This window comes from Butyrivibrio sp. AC2005, assembly GCF_000424145.1.
Taxonomy (GTDB): Bacteria; Bacillota; Clostridia; order Lachnospirales; family Lachnospiraceae; genus Butyrivibrio.
The window spans coordinates 1-19,983 of the sequence record NZ_AUJI01000059.1 but is presented as its reverse complement, the minus strand read 5'-3'; the positions used below and the strand labels follow the sequence as shown (position 1 = coordinate 19,983).

At 36.0% G+C, this 19,983-nt stretch carries 17 protein-coding genes; 13 read left to right on the top strand and 4 right to left on the bottom strand.

The annotated features are described in order from the left end of the window. The 5 genes from G602_RS31055 to G602_RS0115625 form a co-directional block, all read left to right on the top strand. A partial coding sequence (locus G602_RS31055) for a hypothetical protein (RefSeq protein WP_026659826.1) occupies nt 1-261 on the top strand: 261 nt, incomplete at its 5' end. Between the two features lie 7 nt (nt 262-268). After that, nucleotides 269-628, top strand: coding sequence for a hypothetical protein (locus tag G602_RS0115640; protein ID WP_026659825.1), 360 nt, complete (start codon nt 269-271; stop codon nt 626-628). Further along, on the top strand, nt 621-2,456 hold the full coding sequence (locus G602_RS0115635; protein WP_026659824.1) for a DDE-type integrase/transposase/recombinase: 1,836 nt from the start codon (nt 621-623) through the stop codon (nt 2,454-2,456). Before G602_RS0115640 ends, G602_RS0115635 begins: the two co-directional genes overlap by 8 nt. Beyond that, nucleotides 2,443-3,678, top strand: a complete 1,236-nt coding sequence (locus G602_RS0115630) for a TniB family NTP-binding protein (protein ID WP_026659823.1) — start codon at nt 2,443-2,445, stop codon at nt 3,676-3,678. Before G602_RS0115635 ends, G602_RS0115630 begins: the two co-directional genes overlap by 14 nt. Before the next feature lies 1 nt (nt 3,679). After that, a complete protein-coding gene (locus tag G602_RS0115625; RefSeq protein ID WP_026659822.1) occupies nt 3,680-5,137 on the top strand; it encodes a TniQ family protein in 1,458 nt (485 codons plus the stop codon). 52 nt (nt 5,138-5,189) lie between these two features. Here the strand turns inward: G602_RS0115625 and G602_RS0115620 are convergent, their stop codons facing one another. The 3 genes from G602_RS0115620 to G602_RS0115605 form a co-directional block, all read right to left on the bottom strand. Further along, nucleotides 5,190-5,990, bottom strand: a complete 801-nt coding sequence (locus tag G602_RS0115620) for a hypothetical protein (protein ID WP_026659821.1) — start codon at nt 5,988-5,990, stop codon at nt 5,190-5,192. Between the two features lie 697 nt (nt 5,991-6,687). After that, nucleotides 6,688-7,362 carry a CAP domain-containing protein gene (locus G602_RS29160; RefSeq protein ID WP_049945271.1) on the bottom strand — a complete coding sequence of 225 codons (675 nt, stop codon included), beginning with the start codon at nt 7,360-7,362 and terminating at the stop codon, nt 6,688-6,690. A 26-nt stretch (nt 7,363-7,388) separates the two neighbouring features. Beyond that, a complete protein-coding gene (locus G602_RS0115605) occupies nt 7,389-7,802 on the bottom strand; it encodes a hypothetical protein (protein WP_155829952.1) in 414 nt (137 codons plus the stop codon). Between the two features lie 328 nt (nt 7,803-8,130). Between G602_RS0115605 and G602_RS0115600 the strand changes: the two genes are divergently transcribed. From G602_RS0115600 to G602_RS26980, 8 genes are all read left to right on the top strand, one after another. Next, nucleotides 8,131-8,382 carry a helix-turn-helix domain-containing protein gene (locus G602_RS0115600; RefSeq protein ID WP_044932382.1) on the top strand — a complete coding sequence of 84 codons (252 nt, stop codon included), beginning with the start codon at nt 8,131-8,133 and terminating at the stop codon, nt 8,380-8,382. A 535-nt stretch (nt 8,383-8,917) separates the two neighbouring features. Continuing rightward, nucleotides 8,918-9,211 carry a hypothetical protein gene (locus G602_RS0115595; protein WP_026659817.1) on the top strand — a complete coding sequence of 98 codons (294 nt, stop codon included), beginning with the start codon at nt 8,918-8,920 and terminating at the stop codon, nt 9,209-9,211. 24 nt (nt 9,212-9,235) lie between these two features. Next, nucleotides 9,236-12,289: a DEAD/DEAH box helicase family protein gene (locus G602_RS0115590; protein ID WP_026659816.1), complete on the top strand. Its 3,054-nt coding sequence runs from the start codon at nt 9,236-9,238 to the stop codon at nt 12,287-12,289. 11 nt (nt 12,290-12,300) lie between these two features. Beyond that, entirely contained in the window at nt 12,301-13,974 is a 1,674-nt protein-coding gene (locus G602_RS0115585; RefSeq protein ID WP_026659815.1) for an HsdM family class I SAM-dependent methyltransferase, read from the top strand. Further along, a complete protein-coding gene (locus tag G602_RS29155; RefSeq protein WP_049945270.1) occupies nt 13,971-15,227 on the top strand; it encodes a restriction endonuclease subunit S in 1,257 nt (418 codons plus the stop codon). The genes G602_RS0115585 and G602_RS29155 overlap by 4 nt, the downstream gene beginning before the upstream one ends. A gap of 5 nt (nt 15,228-15,232) precedes the next feature. After that, a complete protein-coding gene (locus G602_RS0115575; RefSeq protein WP_026659814.1) occupies nt 15,233-15,646 on the top strand; it encodes a hypothetical protein in 414 nt (137 codons plus the stop codon). Between the two features lie 464 nt (nt 15,647-16,110). Next, the gene (locus G602_RS0115565; RefSeq protein ID WP_049945269.1) at nt 16,111-16,806 is read left to right on the top strand and encodes a hypothetical protein; all 696 of its coding nucleotides are present in this window, start codon (nt 16,111-16,113) and stop codon (nt 16,804-16,806) included. A gap of 10 nt (nt 16,807-16,816) precedes the next feature. After that, complete coding sequence (locus G602_RS26980; RefSeq protein WP_155829950.1) at nt 16,817-18,298, top strand: hypothetical protein; 1,482 nt, start codon at nt 16,817-16,819, stop codon at nt 18,296-18,298. A gap of 270 nt (nt 18,299-18,568) precedes the next feature. Here the strand turns inward: G602_RS26980 and G602_RS0115550 are convergent, their stop codons facing one another. Next, nucleotides 18,569-19,183: a recombinase family protein gene (locus G602_RS0115550; protein ID WP_026659809.1), complete on the bottom strand. Its 615-nt coding sequence runs from the start codon at nt 19,181-19,183 to the stop codon at nt 18,569-18,571. Nucleotides 19,184-19,983 lie beyond the last annotated feature (800 nt).

The following is a 19,983-nucleotide window of genomic DNA, read 5'->3' as shown; positions in this document are numbered from 1 at the left end:
CAGATGAAATACATGTGTAAAAAATACTTTTTTATAAGAGCGACTAGGGAAAATAACTTGGTCCCAAATGGGGAAAATGGGTGTGCCCCGGGACATAGTGGATTTTTCAAAGATTATTTTTGGGAAAAACAAATAAAGCAAAACATCAGCGGTAGAGAGGCTTCTCTATTCTTGCTGCATACAACAGATTCAACCTTTGAAGTCGATTTAAACGGATTAACAGGTTTTTGGGAAAAAACTGGGAGTTTTTTGGGAAAGTGAGGTGCTCATGTATAGAAAAATGTTTAAAGGTCGAGCGGTAAAAAGAACCGTTCCAAAATGTAAGGGCGTGTGCAAAACCTATAATGATATTCAATTAAAATATGCAGATTCCCTTGCCGATAACAATGATATTGTTGAGTTTCGGTGCAATGTCTTAATTGAAGGACTTACAGACGGCGATTATACCTCAGATATTGTGGCAACAAAAAAAGATGGGGAAATATTGGTCAGAGAATGTCTGTATCGAAAATATTTAATAAAACCCAAGACATGCAGATTGTTGGAACAATCAAGACAATACTGGTTAAGAAGAGGTGTAACTGACTGGGGTGTTGTTATAGAAAAGGAGGTTGATGCATGTGAATAAAGGCCTCTATAGAAAAGATGAGATTATTATACGTGTTTTGGCTCAAAACGGTGAAAAAGTCCTTGTAATGGACTGTATTCGGTTTACTATGCCAATTTGGGAAGAACAGATGAAATACAGAGATTATTTCAGCTGTGACATTAAGGAGCTATATATTGCTCAGGGATTAGTGGCAGAAGATATTGACGCGGTAAATGCTGAAAGACGAAGAATTATGTATCAGAGATATAGCGTAATTGCAGGTATTCTCCCATTTATTGAGGATATATCACGCCGAGGAGAATTAATTGAAATATCATCTGAAAGGTACAACTTGTCACAAAAGACTCTTCGAAGTTATCTTTGTCATTACCTTGCTTTTAATGAGATAAGTGCACTGCTGCCTAAAAAACAGAAGTTACCGGTTGAGTTAACAGAGAAAGAAAAGCACATGAGATGGGCGCTGAATAAGTTTTTTTATAATGGCAAGAAAAACTCTTTGAAGTCAGCTTATAAACAGATGATAAAAGCAAAATATTGTAATGAAGATGGAATGTTGGTTGAAGAATATCCAACATTTTATCAGTTTAGATATTTTTATCGGAAAACTAAAAATATGCAGAATTATTATATTTCGAGAGGTGGACTTAGTGATTACCAAAGAAATAAACGTCCCTTATTAGGTGATGGTGTTCAGTCCTATGCCCCTGCTCCCGGAGTAGCCATGGTAGATGGGACGGTATGTGATATATATCTGGTTAATGAGGCGGGACAACTTATAGGAAGACCTATATTATTAGCAATTGTAGACGCCTATTCATACATGTGTTATGGCTATACCTTGGCATGGGAAGGTGGCATATATGCAGTAAGAACGCTAATTATGAATGTTCTTAAAGATAAGGCGGAGATATGCGCTAAAAATGGAATAATCATTGAAAAAGAGGTGTGGCCAAATAAAGGATATCTACCTGGTGTTATTATGGCTGACCAAGGTTCGGAGTATGTTGGAGAAACATTTTCGCAATTGTCAGAGTTGGGGGTAACTATAGAAAACTTACCAGCCTATCGCCCAGAGCTCAAGGGTGTAGTAGAGAAATTTTTTGATTTAATTCAGTCGAAGTATAAACCAATACTGAAAGGTAAGGGAGTTATAGAGCCTGATTTCAGAAGTAGAGGAGCTCACGACTATAGAAAAGATGCCTGTTTGACTCTTGATGATTTCAATAAAATTATTCTCCGTTGCATATTTCATTATAATGCAGAATGGCTTATAGAAGGTTTTCCAATGACCGAGGACATGATTCAAGAAGGTATAAAACCATATGCCAGCCAATTATTCAAGTGGGGTAATACTCTTTCGGGTGTAAATTTGATAAAGAATATCCACGTTGAAGAAGCTTTATTATGTTTGTTGCCAAGGACCATGGGAAGATTCACGAGAGAGGGGTTAAAGGTGAATTCTCTCAGATATTATTGTGATGGATATACAGAACGCTATTTGAAAGGTGGAGAGGTAACAGTAGCATATTCAGATGATGTATCGGTATGTTGGCTCTATGAAAAAGGACAATATACGAGATTCTCGTTGATAGAATCTAGATTTGTAGGAATGGATATAAAAAGGGTTCAGGAATTAAAGGAGTCTCAAAAGACTATTATTCAAAAAGAGAGAACTGCAAATTTGCAGTCTGATATTGAGCTTGTAAGGCACATAGAGGCTATTGCGTCTTTGAAGAGCACTGGAAATAAGGCAAGTATAAAAGATATCAGGGAAAACAGAATACGTGAGCAGAAACATACGCATATTGATTTTGCGAGAGAGGAGGGACTATATGACGAATATTGATTATGTAAGCCTTCTTCCACATTTTTTATCAAAGGATTTGCTGTTGGATGCTTTAACAGTATTTCCTGATTATGATGATAGCGTTCGAGAGGAGAACACCGTAAACAGATTGATGCGCCTGTCAGATATTTATAGTTTGTATTTGCCTTCGCCTATGACATTGGAGATATACAACAAATTATATTTGGCAACGGTAATGTCTTTGCAGAAAAAGAATTCACGGGTGGTTATTCATCAGCAGAATCAAACATATAAATCTATTTATTCTGGAGATTATCATGGGATTATTGGTGGAGCGGATTCTTTTTCTATCGTCGGAATGAGTGGGATAGGTAAATCTTCGGCCATACAACGCTCTATAAGCTTAATAACGGGTGGAAATATTATATGTACAGAAAGTCCATATACAAAGGTAATACCATGTTTATTAGTTCAGTGTCCGTTCGACTGTTCTTCCAAAGGACTACTTTTGGAAATACTTATGCGAGTTGATGAGGTTCTTGGAACTTCTTATTATGAAAAATCCGTACGTTCGGCGTCTACTACTGACAGACTGATAGGTACTGTCTCAAATGTGGCATTAAATCATATTGGTTTGTTAATTATAGATGAGATTCAGAATGTGGCAGGTCATAAAAGTGGAAACAGTTTGTTGGCTATGCTTACTCAGTTAATAAATAGCAGCGGAATTTCAATATGTTTTGTTGGGACACCTGAGAGTATTCCATTTTTTGAGCGAGCATTTCAAATGGCACGACGGGCGCAGGGCTTAAGGTATAGTAGATTGGAATATGGAGATTTTTTTAAGATGTTTTGTCGCTTGGCTTCAAGGTATCAATATGTGAAAAATTATTCTGAAATATCAGATGGCATGGTGGAGTATTTGTATGAACATAGTGGAGGCATCATGTCTGTAGTCATGTCGTTGTTGCATGATGCTCAGGAAATTGCAATTTGCGATGGGTATGAGCTTTTGGATATGAAAGCCATGGACAAGGCATATAAGAAACGTCTGATGTTATTGCATGGTTTCATAGAACCGTCAATCAAACAGATTCATGCAGTAAAAAAACGGAAAAGTAAAGTTCCGAGAGAAATGGTTAACGAGAATCTATTTGGAAGTGAATATTTGACAATTACAGAGATTGCAGAAATGTCCAAAAACCAAGGACTTGATGTAGTGGATATTCTAAATGACTATATCGTAGTCGAGGAGGTGTGACATGATAGGTTCATTCCCAGAAGCATATCCGGATGAATTATTACATAGCGTGTATGCCAGATATTTTGTGCGTAGTGGATATCCAGCATATACATATGCTCTTCAGGACCTGTTTGGAAGTGCAAAGAATAGTATTGAATTCACACCTCGCCTTACGTATCAAGCAGCGCAGGTATTGAAGAAGGTATTTAAACATAATATAGAAACAATAATAGAAGAACATACAATGTTTTCTTACTACGCGAGATTTATATCATCTGAGAGTAAGGTTAAAGCCTTAAACTACATTACAGAAGGTAATGGGAAGTATGTAAATATACTTCCGCTACCTGCTATGGGGGAAAGATATCTCCGATATTGTCCTCTCTGTGCAAAAGAGGATAGGGAACAATATGGAGAAACATATTGGAATAGAAAACACCAGATTCCAGGAGTTCCAGTGTGCCCAAAACATGGTTGTCAGTTAGAAAATACTAATATTCATATTAGCGGAAAAACCTCACCACGTTTATTTGTTGCCGAGGTTGAGGTACCGTATGATATGCCGGTTATAGAAAAAATGGAAGATAACAGTATTGAACTTGCTAGGTATATTGAAAAAATCGTGGATTTGCCAATGGAATACAAGCCTAATGATGCAATAGGCACTGTGCTACAAAGGTATTTATATCCGCCATATACAGCTACATGGAGTGGGAGAATAGAGTATAAACAAATTTGTGAAGGTTTGCAGGAATACTACAAAAATGATGTGGATATGCCGATTATCTCAAAAGAGCAGGTATATAAGGTGTTTGGTGATAAAAAACGTAATCCGCTTTGGATATGCCAGATAGCATGCTTTTTAAAAATATCCCCCGAACTGATTGCTTTCCCACAGCCACATGATGAAACACAGCAACAGATTCTTTCAGAAATTGTAAAAATCCTACATAAAGAGCATGGGATGCCTTATACGAAGATTGCGGAGGGGGTCTGTATGTCTGTAGAAGATATCCGGTCTGCATCTAAGCGCAATTATATGCATAAATACCGAAGGAAATTCAGTGGAAAACGAGGGAATCTACGGAGGATTGATTGGGAAAAATATGATATTGATAGACTTGATGAAGTAAAACGTGTATCAGCAGAGATATATGGAAACAACGGAAATAGACCACATCGGGTAACTCTTATGGGGGTTGAAAAAACACTTGGAATTCCGTCTGGGCGGCTGAAGCGCATGCCAAAGTGTTTGAGTGTAATACAATCATATTCGGAAACTCAGGAAGAGTACTGGGTACGAGAGGTACTATGGTGCATAAAAAAACTAGAATCAGATGATACACCATTGGTGTGGAGACGGATAAGAGATACTATAAATATTGATAAGGCAAGTTTTATGAAAATATTACCGATGTTGGAAGAAAATTTATCAGAAGAACAAGTATTGGTTTTGACATCTGGTTTTAAGGTGTGAAGATAATAGAAAAGCGGCCATATATGACCGCTTTTTTCGTTGGGTGCACATGTTAAAAGAATTTATTGATAGTTCTGTTTCTTGTGGCTTTTTCAGCAATTCTGTAAGATGGATGTTTTGATATTGAAGTTATTTTGTTTTGTTGTTCAGGGCTGTTAAGGTTACATCGTTCACATGGTTCGGCCAAGGATATTTCAGTGTTTTGCGAAGCTGTGTTTATACTATCTGAGGACTCTTCATTATTGATATAAGCATCCTTTGATATGGCTGGCTGTGCTTCAGTCTGTTTGGTATCTTTTTTCTTTTTATTATATTCTTGTAGAAAGAGTTCCTTTTCCTTTTTTTGTGTGGGACTGAGACTTGCATCGGGAATGTTTAATCCGAAACGGCCCTCTCTTAGAACATAATTTTGTAAAATGTTTATTTTTGTTTCTGAGCCTTTTGCAAATATAAATGGATTGATTTGGTATGTCTTGGTAAAACTGGTTTTTGCTATAATATTTCCTTTTAAAAGTAACGAAAGAGCTCTGGAAAAAGTTTTTTCGTTTATACATAGTTCTTGGCATATTTTTATTCTTGTTTCAGTAGATATTTTAACGGTTTGGCCGCCAAATGCATTATCTCCTGCAAAATTCATTTTTTCAGCAAGCTTTATCATGAGGGAGAAAGCTGCTCCAGACATGCCCTTACTTTGTGAGTTTAGGCCAAGACAATCAAAAAAATAGCAGTATTCGAATTGAATAAGACCATATTTTGGTTTTGTCTCCCTTTCGGTTTTTTTGTTTTCACGTTTCATTTTATTTTGTTCATAAGAGAAATTCTTCCAATATTCATAAAAACTACAATTATTCATTATTTGGTTACCTCCATTTTTATTCGAGGTGATTGTAGCTTTTTTAAAAATACAGAATCAAGAGTGGTACAAGATAAGGGAGGACAAAAATGTCCAAAAAAGGGAGCATTTTTGTACCTCGAAAAATAGGAAAAAGGACAAAAATGTCCATGGCAGGTTCTGTAAACCCGCATGGATACTGGGGATTAGCGGTGTGGCATATGTATTATATAAGTATTTAAAGTGTTGAATGGTTATGGAAGAATGGTTTAAAAGTTATATTTTATTTTTTTAATCCTATAGAGGAAGCAAGAAATTTTTTAATGATAAAGGGGCATAGAAAAAATATGCCTAAAAGAGAAGGAAAGCTTAACTAGTAATTACTGAAAGAATGGCTTAATGGCGGGAATTGTTGAATGGATTATTGGCTTTTGTTACGTGATAATTAATGCGGAAATTTCATTAAAATTATGATTATTATTTTTGATATTATATTTTTTTAATCACAACTCACGTTTTTTGTAAAGATTGGCTTGGATTACTGAGAAGATGCTTCGCCAGGAGTCAAATAATAGTGTTAAATCCTCAGCTGATAAGATAAAAATATTATGTCGCAACACCAGGTACCTGGAATAAAAGACTAGCAAGAAAAGAAAAACACATAAAAAATTCCTGGAAAATGAATTCCAGGAACTTTTTAAGAGAAGGATGATGGTTATTAATCTATTCCAAATCCAACAGCTATTGTATATATTATGTTGCCGTTGGCATCAGGACCGTGGTATATTCCAACGCCAGCTTTGGTAAAAGCTTTTTGTGTCATTTCATAATAATGTTTTGGAGAATTTATCCACCCAGTAATTAGGTTTGAGACTTCTCCAAAATCTGTGGATGAATTCCTGGCCAGGATTTCACCTCTGTATATACCGGGTGCTACTGTTTTCCATTCGCTTCCGTCAGGACGAGTGTGTGACCAGACTATTGCGACCTCTTGGGCTCGAATTTGAGCATATTCTTCAAGTTCAAAGTCATATTTCAGTTCAGAAAGACCATTTTCACGACGGACATTGTTTATTCCATCCAGGATGGCTTGCTCTAGTTCGTCTGGTTCTGTATTTTCTGTGGCGTTGCTAGCAGCAATATCATCAATACCAAATACATAAATGACTTTTTCTTCAGTAGCATCAGTTATGTCATTATTAGCAGAACTAGATATGATTTCTGAACTCTTTATACTTGTATCATTAATACTTTTTTCCTCATCTTCTGTTAAATTGTCCTGTAGGGAAGACTCTGTGTAAACTGCATCTACACTAGTTGCTACAGAGTCTTTGCTGCAGGCACTTAGAAGGATGATGGTTAGTGTTGTAAATACCGTTACAAACTTTTTCAAATATAAGGTTCCTTTCTGAGAAGCTTTTATTTAAAGTTGGACTCTACTTCGGGTGGTAATTTACCTAGCGCTTCGAACCGGTCATAATCCCAATAGGCTGGAGAGAAATTAGCCATAGCATCACGAAAAAGATGCATATCATGGAGAGCGCTTTCTAATGTGTTCTGTAAACTATTATATTGGCTTGAATAACGTGATGTTGCTCGTTCTCGACTTATTGGAATTGATTTATGCAAAAAATCATTCATTATTACTGGAAAGTACATGATTTTAGGCTCCGGTGAATAAAACATTTCCAGAACAACACGACGTACTTTGGGATTGCAATATATAAATAAAGAGCCGCATTGGCCAAATTGAAAAATATCATCGAGGATACATTCAAGTTCCTGAGTGACTGATGGCTCAACTACATTACAAATTGGCAAAAGTGCGTTCATATCTCTTAGCAATTGGGTTGTTTCTATTCTTGACAGTTTAGGCCACCTCCTTTGATGATTTCTTATAGCATAATCATATCACAAATGCCAGTATCGTCAATAGAAAAACTATAGATAACTATAGTAATAATATAATATATTATAGTTATACATCTGCTGAATAGTCGCTAAACTATATAATCGGAGGATATTATTCGATATAGATAAATGTAGAATAACTATAGATTATTATATTTCTTCTGTAGATGGGTTAAATGGTATGTGATAGAATAAACACAATATAGGACTATATAGTTTAGTTACATATCCCAAAGAGGTTATTTCAATAATGGATTCTAAAAAAACAAAATTTACGGAATCAAAAGCTTCAATTTCATATAACAAGCTATGGAAGCTTTTGATAGATAAGAAAATGAAAAAGGGCGACTTACAAAGAGAAACCGGTATGAGTCCAAACACTGTTGCGAAGCTGGGAAAGGATGAAATGGTGTCACTGGATGCTATTATTAGAATTTGCCAGGTGCTGGAATGCGATATAGGTGATGTTATGGAGATAAAGATAGACCGAGACAAAACGTAATATATACGTATATTGTAAATAATACGTATTAAGTATGGCGAAGCGCGATAATATAGATTATACGTAACCAAGATGTATTATTGCAGCCATTACGCGTATATGAATTTAATACGCATAATAATGTAGTTTACGTAATGATGCGCTCAAATAAAATAACAACAGATATAGAATGACATGAAAAATATAATCTAAAACACTAAAAAGCACTTAATCTAAAGATGATAGATTGGTGCTTTTTTTATTTTTTTGATTATTACAAAAAAGCACCAAAATAAACATGCTCAAGCCCAGATATTTCAAGGGTTTTAGAAAAGTGAACAGCGCTTCTCAGAACGGGAAGGATAGCGTTATTGTGCTGAACAATACGCGATTATGTGCGCCTTCCCGTTCTGGAGTTGTGGGTGGTGAAATCACTGTATGGTTTGCGATGTGATATGTAGAATCTTGATTTAAAACCATGATAGACTTATATTAGATGTATAAATTAATTTTAATGTTATGTTTTTGTTTGATAAATAGGGTACGGGTAGTGTATATGACAGAAGAACTGATAAAGATGCTAACTACTAATGAGGTTAAGACACTGAGGCAGATGTACGAAAGCCAGGTAACGGCTCCGGATGGAACAGAGTATGTTCCACTTTCGCAGGCTGACTTATCAAGGCTTGTTGAAGTGTCTAAAATCACGATGAATACATACTTTAAAGCATTTGAAAAATACAATCTTGTCCAGAAATATGGAAATATACGTGGCAAATATCTTTTGACGGATAGAGCTGTACAAGTAGTAAAGGCTATGAAGAGTATAGAAAAGGCTTTTGAAGAGTAATTTTGCATTGGTGGAGGATGTTGGATGAACAGATTTAACGAGGATACACGTGTCAAAATACCTGCAACGATACATTTTATGAGGATTGGTTATTCTTATCAGTCATTAAAAAGTGATGACGTTGATATTGATTTTGGTACAAAAATATTTGTAAACCGCTTTAAGCCAGCGCTTGAGAAGATAAACGGGCGAGAACTATCTTATGATGAGATACACAGTGTCTTGCAAGATATTCAAAATACAATAAAAAATAATGATTTGGGTAAAGAGTTTTATAACTGGCTCATTCAGCCAAATGACAGGATAAAGCTGATTGACTTTGAGAATATAGAGAATAATGATTTTGCCGTTGTTGACGAACTCGTATATGCGGTTCAGGAAGATACAGAGGTTGGTTCATTTCGCCCGGATATAAATATTCTTATAAATGGAATGCCTTTGGGATTTCTGGAAGTGAAAAAGCCAAACAATGAGGGCGGTATTCAGGAAGAGTTCAATAGGATGCTGAATAAAAGGCTTCAAAATCCTGAGTATAAAAAGTTCTTTAATCTCATACAGATAGTTTCTTTCTCTAACAATATGGAATATGAGGATTCGGATGATGTAGAGGATGTTAAGGCTGGGTCATTTTATACCACACCTAATGGACAAAATACCTCTTTTTCATTCTTTAGAGAGGATGATAAGGATTATCATGACAAATATCCATATAGGGATATTGAGGAAGAAACTATAAAATATGTTGTTAAAGACCTGGGTTATCGCGAAGATGAAGCGGATACACCGGAGTTTAAGGAAAACCTTAAGGTTACTACGCCTTGCAATTCATTTGTGACGTCACTGTTTGATAAAGAACGTATTCTTTACATGCTGCATTATGGAATAGTGTTTGTTAGTGAAAAAGTTCCGCAGAAGCATATTATGAGATATCCACAGTTCTTTGCTACCAGAAGAATCATTGAACGTCTTGAGAGTGGTGGCAAGGGCGGTATCATCTGGCACACCCAAGGGTCAGGAAAAACAGCTCTTGCAGCATATTCAAATAGAATTGTTCGTGATTATTATGCAAAGAAAAACATGTATGCCAGATTTTTCTTTGTTGTAGATAGAATCGAGTTACTACGTCAAGCAAGTATTGAATTCAAGAATAGAGGCCTGCATGTTGTTAACTGTAAGAGTATCGCAGAATTCTCTAAAGAGCTGAATAGACCAATATCAAAAGAAACAGGTACTAAGGATATAGGAGAGGTTTGTGTTGTAAATATCCAGAAGTTTGAAGGAAAGTTGCCTGAGGCAAAAAATGATTATTCCGTAAATACACAGAGGATTTTCTTCATCGACGAGGCCCATAGAAGCTATTCATCCACAGGTGAATTCTTTAGGAACCTGATGGTTTGCGATATGGACGCTGTATATATTGCACTTACAGGTACGCCAATACTTACCAAAAAGGAGCGTTCTAATCTTAAGTTTGGAGATTATATTCATAAGTACTTTTATGACCGCTCTATAGCTGATGGATACACGCTTCGTATAAAAAAGGAAAACATAGATACTGTTGTACGTTCAGAAATAAAGAATAACCTGGATATTGAAGACAGTAAACTTAATGACAAAGATGTTTTTGAATCAGATAAATATGTAAATGCGTTAGGAACTTTCATTGAGCGAGATTTTGTGAATTTCAGGCTTCAAAACTCTGACAATACCATTGGCGGAATGATTGTATGCAGAACTAATCCTCAGGCAAAAAAGGTGCATGAGTGGTTTGAGAATAATTCAAAAATCAAGACAGGATTAGTAATTACAGATGATAGTGACCCTGCTCAGTCAAAGATTAATGAGAATAATCAGACTGAATTCAGAACAACGCTGTCACCGGATATGCTTGTTGTCAATTTTATGCTGACTACAGGCTATGATGTTAAGCGCTTGAAAAAAATGTATTTGCTCAGAGGGCCGCACGCACAATCATTATTGCAGACGATTTCCAGAGTTAATAGGCCTTATAAATCTCCTACGGGGAAAGTTTACAAGTATGGATATATCGTGGACTTTGTAGATATTGAGGCTGAGTATGATAACACCATTGAGGCATATATCAAGGAACTTGAAGCGGATTTGAACGAAAATGGAGAAGAAGAAGGTTCTCTTGCTGGGCTTGTAATCGATAAAGAAGATATCAATCGTAAATATCATCGGTATGAAGATGAACTGAACAGTATGATTGATACTGAGAATCTTGAGAGATTTTCACGACAGTTGGATTATTTCAACAAGGATGCGTTATACAAGCTAAGACGATTGTTGAATGGCATCAAAGAATGTGAAACAGAGTTTATCCTTTCCAGGGCAGTTGACTATGCGCAGCAGATTGACCTGCCAAAAGTCAAAAAGTTATTGAATTCGGTTCAGGAACGTATTAAGTTTATAAATCTTGCAAATAAGCCGGTCGATACGATGCAGGCAATAATTGATAACGATGCAGTTGTGGAAATTATTTATGATTTCATTAAAACCCGAATATATGTATTAAACATGGCATCATTTATACCTGATGACTGTCCTGAGTATCAGAGATTTGAGAAAGTTGTAAGAGCGGTACATACAGAAATTCATAATAACAAGAACCCTCAGGATAGCCGTATACGTAAACTGGATGAAATTCTGCAGCAGATTTTTGAGAGGTTAGATATTCAGGATATTTCTGATTTGGATGGTATTACTGATGAGCTGATGGAGGCTCTACGACAGGCACAGGATATAAATCGTGAGAATGATAGGCTGGCAGAAATATATGATGGAAACTTTGCATTTGTTAAGACCTATCAGGATGCGATAGAGAATTATCCACTTGATAAATCTGAGATGGAGCATACATTGACTATCATATATCACGATTTGGAAGGCATAATTCACACGGATTCAATTGTAATCCAGGGTCGAGAAAACTTTATTGACTCTGTAAAGAAGGATGTAACAAAAGAATTATTAAAGCAAAGGCTATATACGAGAATAAAGGCATATTATGACCGTATTCTTGGTGAGCTTTATACAAATATTCAATTATTCAAATAGGAGAAGCAAAGATGGCAGATGTTTATGAAGTGGAACAGAAGATTATTCAGATAATAGATGAGTTAAAAGGATTATGTGCCACTAACGGATTATCTAATCAGGCATCCGAAGAGGTGGTTATTACATCAGTATTTCTGTATAAATTTCTTAATGATAAGTTTATGGCTAATCTCAAGGAATTTTCAGTTGAAATTGGAATGGATTACAAAGAGGTATTAAAAAATGAGAATAGTGAAATGGATGCATTCTATGATTCATATCCTCAGGATGTAGCTTTTACCTATGAAGAAACGATTGAAAACTTGATTAACAAGCTTAATGCACCTAAGTTTTATGAGCTTTTTGATGATACACTCGAAAAAATTTCAAATGACCCCAAGAATGAGAGGTTTTCAATAGAAACAGCTGATGGTGGCAGGAAACCGCTTTTTACAAGGATAACTGAGAATGTTGAAGCTTCAAAAAGAAATAACTTTGCTAAGAACATCTTCGGTATTATTGGCATGGAACGCTTTGACTTTGGCGATGCGTTTAAGAGTAATTTTGATTTTTATAGCAGAATTTTTGAATATCTGATTAAGGATTATAATGTTGCCAGCGGTGTTTATGCTGAGTATTTTACTCCACAAGCAGTGAGCTCTATTATTGCAAAGATACTTGTTAATATGTCTCCGGTTGAGGATAAGATTTATGAGGTATACGACCCGTCTGCAGGTTCTGGTTCGCTGGTACTTCATTTGGCAAATGAGCTTGGTCATGGTAGTTTTGGCAATAGGGCACATGTTTTTACACAGGATATTTCACAAAAATCATCAAGATTTTTGCGCATAAATATGTTGCTTAATGGCCTCACTGACTCTTTAGATAATATTATAGAAGGAGATACATTAGACACTCCAGCACACTATAAAAAGCCGTTTGACGCAAGTTCAGGAGTAAAACAATTCGATTATATTACATCTAATCCTCCTTTTAAGATGGATTTTTCAAGTACGAGAGATACCATTAGCCAAAAGTGGGCAGAGGCGGAAGAACGGGATGGAATTCGTAGATTTTTTGCAGGCATTCCCAATATTCCAAAGCAGAAAAAGGATTCAATGGCTATATATCTCTGTTTTATACAGCATATCCTGTGGTCATTAAAAGAGGAAGGAAAAGCAGCTATTGTTGTTCCGACAGGCTTTTTGACAGCAAAATCAGGCATCGAGATGTGTATACGAGAGAAGATTATTGAAAAGCGCTGGCTGAAAGGCGTTATTTCTATGCCTTCTAATATTTTTGCAAACACGGGAACAAATGTCTCAGTTCTCTTTGTTGATAAATCAAATAAAGATGGCGATATCATGCTTGTTGATGCTTCTAACCTTGGAACAAAAGTTAAGGAAGGAAAAAATCAAAAAACAGTTTTATCAATTGATGAAATAGATAAGATTGAAGGTACTTTTATAAAGCGAGAAACAATTGAGGATTTTAGTGTAAAGGTTACATACGAACAAATAAAAGAAAAGAATTATTCTTTTAGTGCGGGGCAGTATTTTGAAGTGAAAATTCAATATGTGGATATTACTGCAGATGAATTTAAGAATAGGATGAGCGAATTCATGCGTGAATTGGATACAAAATTTTCAGAGTCTCATAAATTAGAGTCCGAAATTATGGAGCAGATTAGGGGATTAAATATATGAGCAGACTGATTGATTATTGTTTGAATATTACTGATGGAGAACATGGTACTGTTACAGATGACCCATGCGGTGAATACTATTTATTAAGCAATAAGAATATTATTGATGGAAAAATAGTTATTACTGATGCAGACCGAAGAATCAATAAGGCAACATTCGATAAGTTAAATAAACGTACTGATTTGCATAAAGGTTGTGTTTTAATAGCTACCGTTGGAACAATAGGTAAATCGATGGTTGTTGTAGATGAACCCAAATATACGGTACAAAGAAGCGTGGGTATTATAACTCCTAATCCTGATGTTTTAGACCCGGATTTTTTAAAATTTTATTTAGATTCTCCAATAATGCAGACACGAATTGCGCATGCAACAAAAGGCGCTATTCAGAAGTGTTTATTTATTGATGATATTAAGGAATTGGAAGTTGATATTCCAGATATGCCTGCTCAGAAAGAAATTGTCGCAAAACTAAAGCCACTTAATGATAAAATTTCGCTAAATAATTCTATATGTGCTGACCTTGAAGCAATGGCGAAGCAAATTTATGATTACTGGTTCGTACAGTTTGATTTTCCGGATGTTAATGGCAATCCATATAAGTCAAGTGGCGGTAAGATGGTATGGTGTGAGGAATTAAACAGAGAGATACCTGAAGGATGGAGTATACTAACTGTTGATGATATATCACAAAGGGTTAAAGTTGGGTTTGTTGGTACAGTTGATAAATATTATTGTGATGAAAGCCAAGGATACCCAATTGTCAGACCAGCTGAAATGTCAGAGGAAGGAATTGATTACAGTTCATTACGTTACATTACCAAGGAATTCTATTTAAAAAATAAGAAATCTCAAGTTCATAAAGGGGATATCTTGATTTCTCGTTGTGGTAAGGATGGCATACCCAATATTTATAATTCTGATAAAGAAGCGCAAGTGTTGAATGCTGTAATAATTGAGCCAGATGAGGAAAAGGCAGATAGTGTTTTCATTAAAGAAATGTTGAAATCAGATTATTCTCAGGTGCAAATAATGTATGGAACCAGTGGTTCGGTACAAGGAGTTATTAATACTGAAATGATTGCTAAAATAAAGCTGTTTTATAGGCAAGAGGTAGTAAAAGCATATTCTGGAATTGTAAAGAAATATTATTCCATGATAAATAATGTGAAATTTGAAAATATACAGTTGACTGAACTGCGTGATTTCATATTACCAATGCTTATGAATGGTCAGATTAAAATAGGAGCATAATTCACATGGTTGATAAAGGCAGAGAACGAAAACCAGTGGATGTGGTCTTGAAATCAGTATCATCTTTTGATGGATTTATTGATGTGTCGGAAGAAAAACAGGAACGTCCTGATTTTGTACTACGGAAAGATAATCAGATTATAGGACTTGAACATATTGAGATACCAATACTTCCTATGAATGGTCAGGATATTGAAAAGTATTTTAAGAATAAGTCTAATAAAATGTATTATGACTGGAAGGATATATATTTTAATCATTACCAGGAAGTGACAAAAGATATCGAGGGGCTTATAAATGCCAAATTGGATGTTTATTCAAAATTCACGCATAACATTTATCTTGAAAACTGTGCGAGACTATTAGGCGTTGGACCGCAAAAGAAAGCACAATGCCACAAAGTATATCGAACTACTTAAAGAAAAGTATCCTGATTATGATATAAAAATATCATTTGTACTGGATATTGGATACGACCCGCATGATATATCAAGTTTTCAGTATCGAGCACTTCCAAATGAGCCGTTTCGCACCCAAAGATATTTGGATTTTCCATTTACCATTGTATTTTTGGTATTGCTGGGACAGATTAAGGATGTACATGATATTTATTTGGTATGGCATCCGCATGGGGATTACAGTAGCAAATATGTAAAATGTTATGGGTTACATTACGAAGACAACGGCTGCATCAAACAAGAATCAACCATACCGAGAGTATTTTGGGAATTTGATATGCCGGAGAGATTAAAAAAGGCTAATGTGAAATTGAATTTTGAAGACAATCCGGTATAGAACTATGAATCACGAACCAGTTTTTTTAATACGTATATGGCTTAAAGAAAACTGAAGGTTTCAAAGCCTATAAGTGAGAGGATTTATCATGAATATGTTTTCTGAAACAAAAACTTTAATAGTGGTATCAAAGGATGAGATGCTGATTAATCAGTTTAAGAAATTGGTTGAATCAGATAGTGAGAAGTATGAACATGTGAAGATAGTGGCATGGAATGAGAAAGTATGGATTGCTAATAAAAAGTCCGGAAACATTGATTCTAAAGTATTATTTATAGGCGATGTAAAAGGAGTTGATAAGCTTATACCGGTGTTGGACTTAAAGTTAGATGAATATGGTGTCAGATATGGATGGGCGGGTAAGCAGTCCGTTATATATGCAGAGGATAAAGTGCTTGATGCCAAAGAAGTGTACAAGGAATTCTTTGAAAAGTTGGAAAGTATGCCGGTACCTGACCTAATAAAGAAACATGTTGGCGCAGAGGTAAAGGAAGCTGAGGAACTATCAGAGGAAGTTATAGAAGAAGCAAGTTCTGATGAAATGGAACCAGTTGAGGAAGATGCAGATAAACCTAAGAATAAGTTTGCAGCCTTTGCAAAGATAAGTGATGCTATTAAGAATACCGCTGACAAGGTGGGTACTATGGCTGCGAAGACTAGAGAAGATGCTACGGCAACCGCACAAGATATTTTTAAGGATAGAAATTTGTTGAAACGGCAGATGCTCTTTTACGGAGTAATAAAGATGTGTGATGATGATTTAAAGGAGTTCATGGAATCATAGGAGGCGCTTTATGAAAGAAAAGAGTGCTATGGAGCAAGGTTGGGATTTTGCAGCACATTTAGCTGGTGTGGATTTCGCTGCCAATGCTGGTTATGATTATGTCTCAAAAGTTGCAGAAGCAATAAAACAGGTTGAGGATAACATCAATAACCATCCATACCGTGGACAGGACATCGCTCATTTTAAAGGATATGTTGCAGAGGAATGGCACGCTGCGACATTTAATGTTGATGCGGTAGCTCGTGGTTCAGATGATAGAGCTACCGTATTACACAGTAATGCTGCAGATTCTGTTGACATTGAACTAGGCTCAGGTGATAAATACAGCGCCAAAGTATATAGTGATGGTGAAAAAAGTGCTGTTGCACAAGCTAAATTAAATCCTGATACGCATAAAGCGGCTTATAAAGACCAATATAGATTAGTCCCGCATGACCAATTGGATGATGCAAAAATAAAAGCTCATCGCGAGATGCTGAGAAATGCTGAAACAAGACCGGAAGTATCGGAAGCAAACAAAGAAACTGAGAAGATGCTCACTGATGTTGTAAAAAACGATGAGGGTGTTAAATCTATAGCGAAAGACCGGTCTGACTTTGAAGATATGGCTAAGGATGCCAAAAAACAAGAATTTAAAGCGGAAGACCAGGACCTTACTACTGATAGTGCTATTAAATCGGAATACATGTTGAAACAAGCTCTGCAGGCAGGTATTACGGCAGCTACAATTACCGTTGCTATGCAAATGGCTCCGGAAATATATAAAACAATAGCCTATTTGATTAAACATGGAGAAATAAACATTCAGCAAGTCCAGCATATGGGTACAAAAGCTATATCATCTGGAGCGGAGGGCTTTTTGCGTGGTTCTGTTTCTTGTACTTTGATGATTATGTGCGAAAAAGGTGCTTTTGGCGAAGCGATGAAAGCCATCTCGCCGACAGCTCTTGGTATAGCGGTGTCTATTGTTATGGGGACTGTTAAAAACAGTATTCTTGTTGCTGCAGGCAAAATGACTGCGCAGCAAATGGGTTCTGCGTTTGTAGATAGCGTTATTGTATCAGCAGGCTTTTATGCAGGAATGGTAGCTGGTGAAGCCATTATGAGTACTGAGGTAGGAGCGAGCATCGGGGCAGTAATAGGACAACTATTCGGATTTCAGATACCTGTTGTTGGCTATTTGCTTGGAAGTTTGATTGGATGTGCCTTTGCATCGGCATATAACATAGGTAAGAAGAAACTTATATCTTTCTGTGTTGACACAGGCTTTACATGCTTTGGGTTAGTTGAACAAGATTATGAGCTGCCAGATGAGATATTAAACGACATGGGTATTGCTACAATACAGATACCTACAGTAGATGTGGCCAGAACGGATGTGAACAGAACAGATATCTCTGTGGGTGTTGATAAAAATGAATATGAAACCATTGATATAAAGATGCTCCGGAGAGGAGTAATTGGCGTTAACAAAATTGGATATATTTTCTGATTTATAGGTATGGTTGTAGGCTGCCATAGAACCGTTTTTTTGTAAAGACTAAAATCGGTCTCTGTGCGCAGCTCTTTTTGATAGAAGATGTTGAGATACAACTAAAACTGTCATATAAAAAATAGGGCCTCGCTCATTGCAAGGCCCCTGTCAAGTAACTCATGAATAAAAATTAGTAGGTACAAATTGTAGTTTTTCTACATAATAATTATATCGTTTGAAAAATCGATTTTCAAATAAACAGATTTCAAAATATGTTCTCGTTCTTAGTTAGAAGAGCTTTCCAGCTTCATAAGCTTTAACACGTCGATAGAAAGTGTTATCTTTCAAATTCAGATGATTCATGGCAAGACGAGCGGTTTGCTCGCCTGCTTTCCAGCGGGTATATTCTACTTGAAAAGCAGTTTTATCGACCGGGATTGGAGAACGTCCTTTATACTTGCCATTCTTCTTGGCTATAGCTATTCCGTCAGCCTGCCTGCGTAGAATCTTTTTCCTTTCTGTTTCAGCTACATATGCAAGCAGAGATAAAATAGTATCTTGAAGAACTTTTCCAACATCACCCATTTGTTGCCATTTCTGGGAGTTAAACAATTCCTGATTGTCTAAACAAATGATGTGGGCATGTATGTTCATTGTAATGTCTTTCCATTCAGAAATAATACCGTCGTAATTGCGTCCAAGTCTGTCGAGTGAGTCAATATATAATATATCTCCTGCTCTAAGTGTACGCTTCATGTCCTGGTATTGTTGCCGTTCAAAGTTTTTTCCGCTCGCTTTTTCCTGAAAAATAAAGCGTTCTTCTATTCCGAGTTCCTTCATTTTGATAATCTGGCGCTCCAGGTTCTGGTCTGCGCTAGAAACACGTGTGTACCCTATTTTCATTCGTTTATCACCTTCCTTCCCGTATATGTTAACTGTTAACAATGTACTTTCTATATTAATGGTAGCATGCGGTATACCGGTGCCCCAAATAACTCATGTCTACATTTGAAGTATCCCAATAGGTTTTTTGGAACCCATATGAAAGAGATTTATGAGATGTTTGTCATAACCACTAGACTATACTCTAATGACACATATTTGATTTTTTTGATTTTGAAGAAAGAGGTTTTATAATTAATATGTAAGTTTACATTTTTTTAGTTTCGCTCTTGGTTTTGATTTACCATCATACCTTCTCTTTACTTTTATAGATGTAGAGTTCGGCATTAGCTGAACTCTATTTCTTTTGGATTAAAAGAGCGATGGCGCAGAAATTTGTTTTTAGGGTTTTCATATGGAATAATAAATATATGAGATAGCTCAACACTATCTCAAAAAACTTTGGAATTTAAAAAACTTCAGGACTATGTGAGCGCCCGAATTTACAGTCACATGGTCCGTTTTTTATTTTTTGAAAAATTTTTCAACTTTTTTTCTGAATTTATTGTGCTAATGGTGAATTCGGATGGGATGCAAATTCTTATGGACTGGTTAGCGTGTACTCAGTAAAAACCGCATCATAATTGATGTTGTATACCTTCTGGTTTTGTATTGTGGTGCTGTATCTTAAGGTGTATACTTTAGGCACAAGGCCTGATGGTACTATAACAAGAGACAACATTGTTTTCCATGAAAAGGGCAAAATGATGGTTTCTCAAAATTGAATATTAAATGGATGTTATTAGACCTTGTATGAGTCG

Bases quoted from the DNA above. Each gene is read 5' to 3' on its own strand.
- G602_RS0115640 (WP_026659825.1), top strand. From the start codon at position 269: ATGTATAGAAAAATGTTTAAAGGTCGAGCGGTAAAAAGAACCGTTCCA.
- G602_RS0115630 (WP_026659823.1), top strand. From the start codon at position 2,443: ATGACGAATATTGATTATGTAAGCCTTCTTCCACATTTTTTATCAAAG.
- G602_RS0115625 (WP_026659822.1), top strand. From the start codon at position 3,680: ATGATAGGTTCATTCCCAGAAGCATATCCGGATGAATTATTACATAGC.
- G602_RS0115620 (WP_026659821.1), bottom strand. From the start codon at position 5,990: ATGAATAATTGTAGTTTTTATGAATATTGGAAGAATTTCTCTTATGAA.
- G602_RS0115605 (WP_155829952.1), bottom strand. From the start codon at position 7,802: ATGAACGCACTTTTGCCAATTTGTAATGTAGTTGAGCCATCAGTCACT.
- G602_RS0115600 (WP_044932382.1), top strand. From the start codon at position 8,131: ATGGATTCTAAAAAAACAAAATTTACGGAATCAAAAGCTTCAATTTCA.
- G602_RS0115595 (WP_026659817.1), top strand. From the start codon at position 8,918: ATGACAGAAGAACTGATAAAGATGCTAACTACTAATGAGGTTAAGACA.
- G602_RS0115590 (WP_026659816.1), top strand. From the start codon at position 9,236: ATGAACAGATTTAACGAGGATACACGTGTCAAAATACCTGCAACGATA.
- G602_RS0115585 (WP_026659815.1), top strand. From the start codon at position 12,301: ATGGCAGATGTTTATGAAGTGGAACAGAAGATTATTCAGATAATAGAT.
- G602_RS29155 (WP_049945270.1), top strand. From the start codon at position 13,971: ATGAGCAGACTGATTGATTATTGTTTGAATATTACTGATGGAGAACAT.
- G602_RS0115575 (WP_026659814.1), top strand. From the start codon at position 15,233: ATGGTTGATAAAGGCAGAGAACGAAAACCAGTGGATGTGGTCTTGAAA.
- G602_RS0115565 (WP_049945269.1), top strand. From the start codon at position 16,111: ATGAATATGTTTTCTGAAACAAAAACTTTAATAGTGGTATCAAAGGAT.
- G602_RS26980 (WP_155829950.1), top strand. From the start codon at position 16,817: ATGAAAGAAAAGAGTGCTATGGAGCAAGGTTGGGATTTTGCAGCACAT.
- G602_RS0115550 (WP_026659809.1), bottom strand. From the start codon at position 19,183: ATGAAAATAGGGTACACACGTGTTTCTAGCGCAGACCAGAACCTGGAG.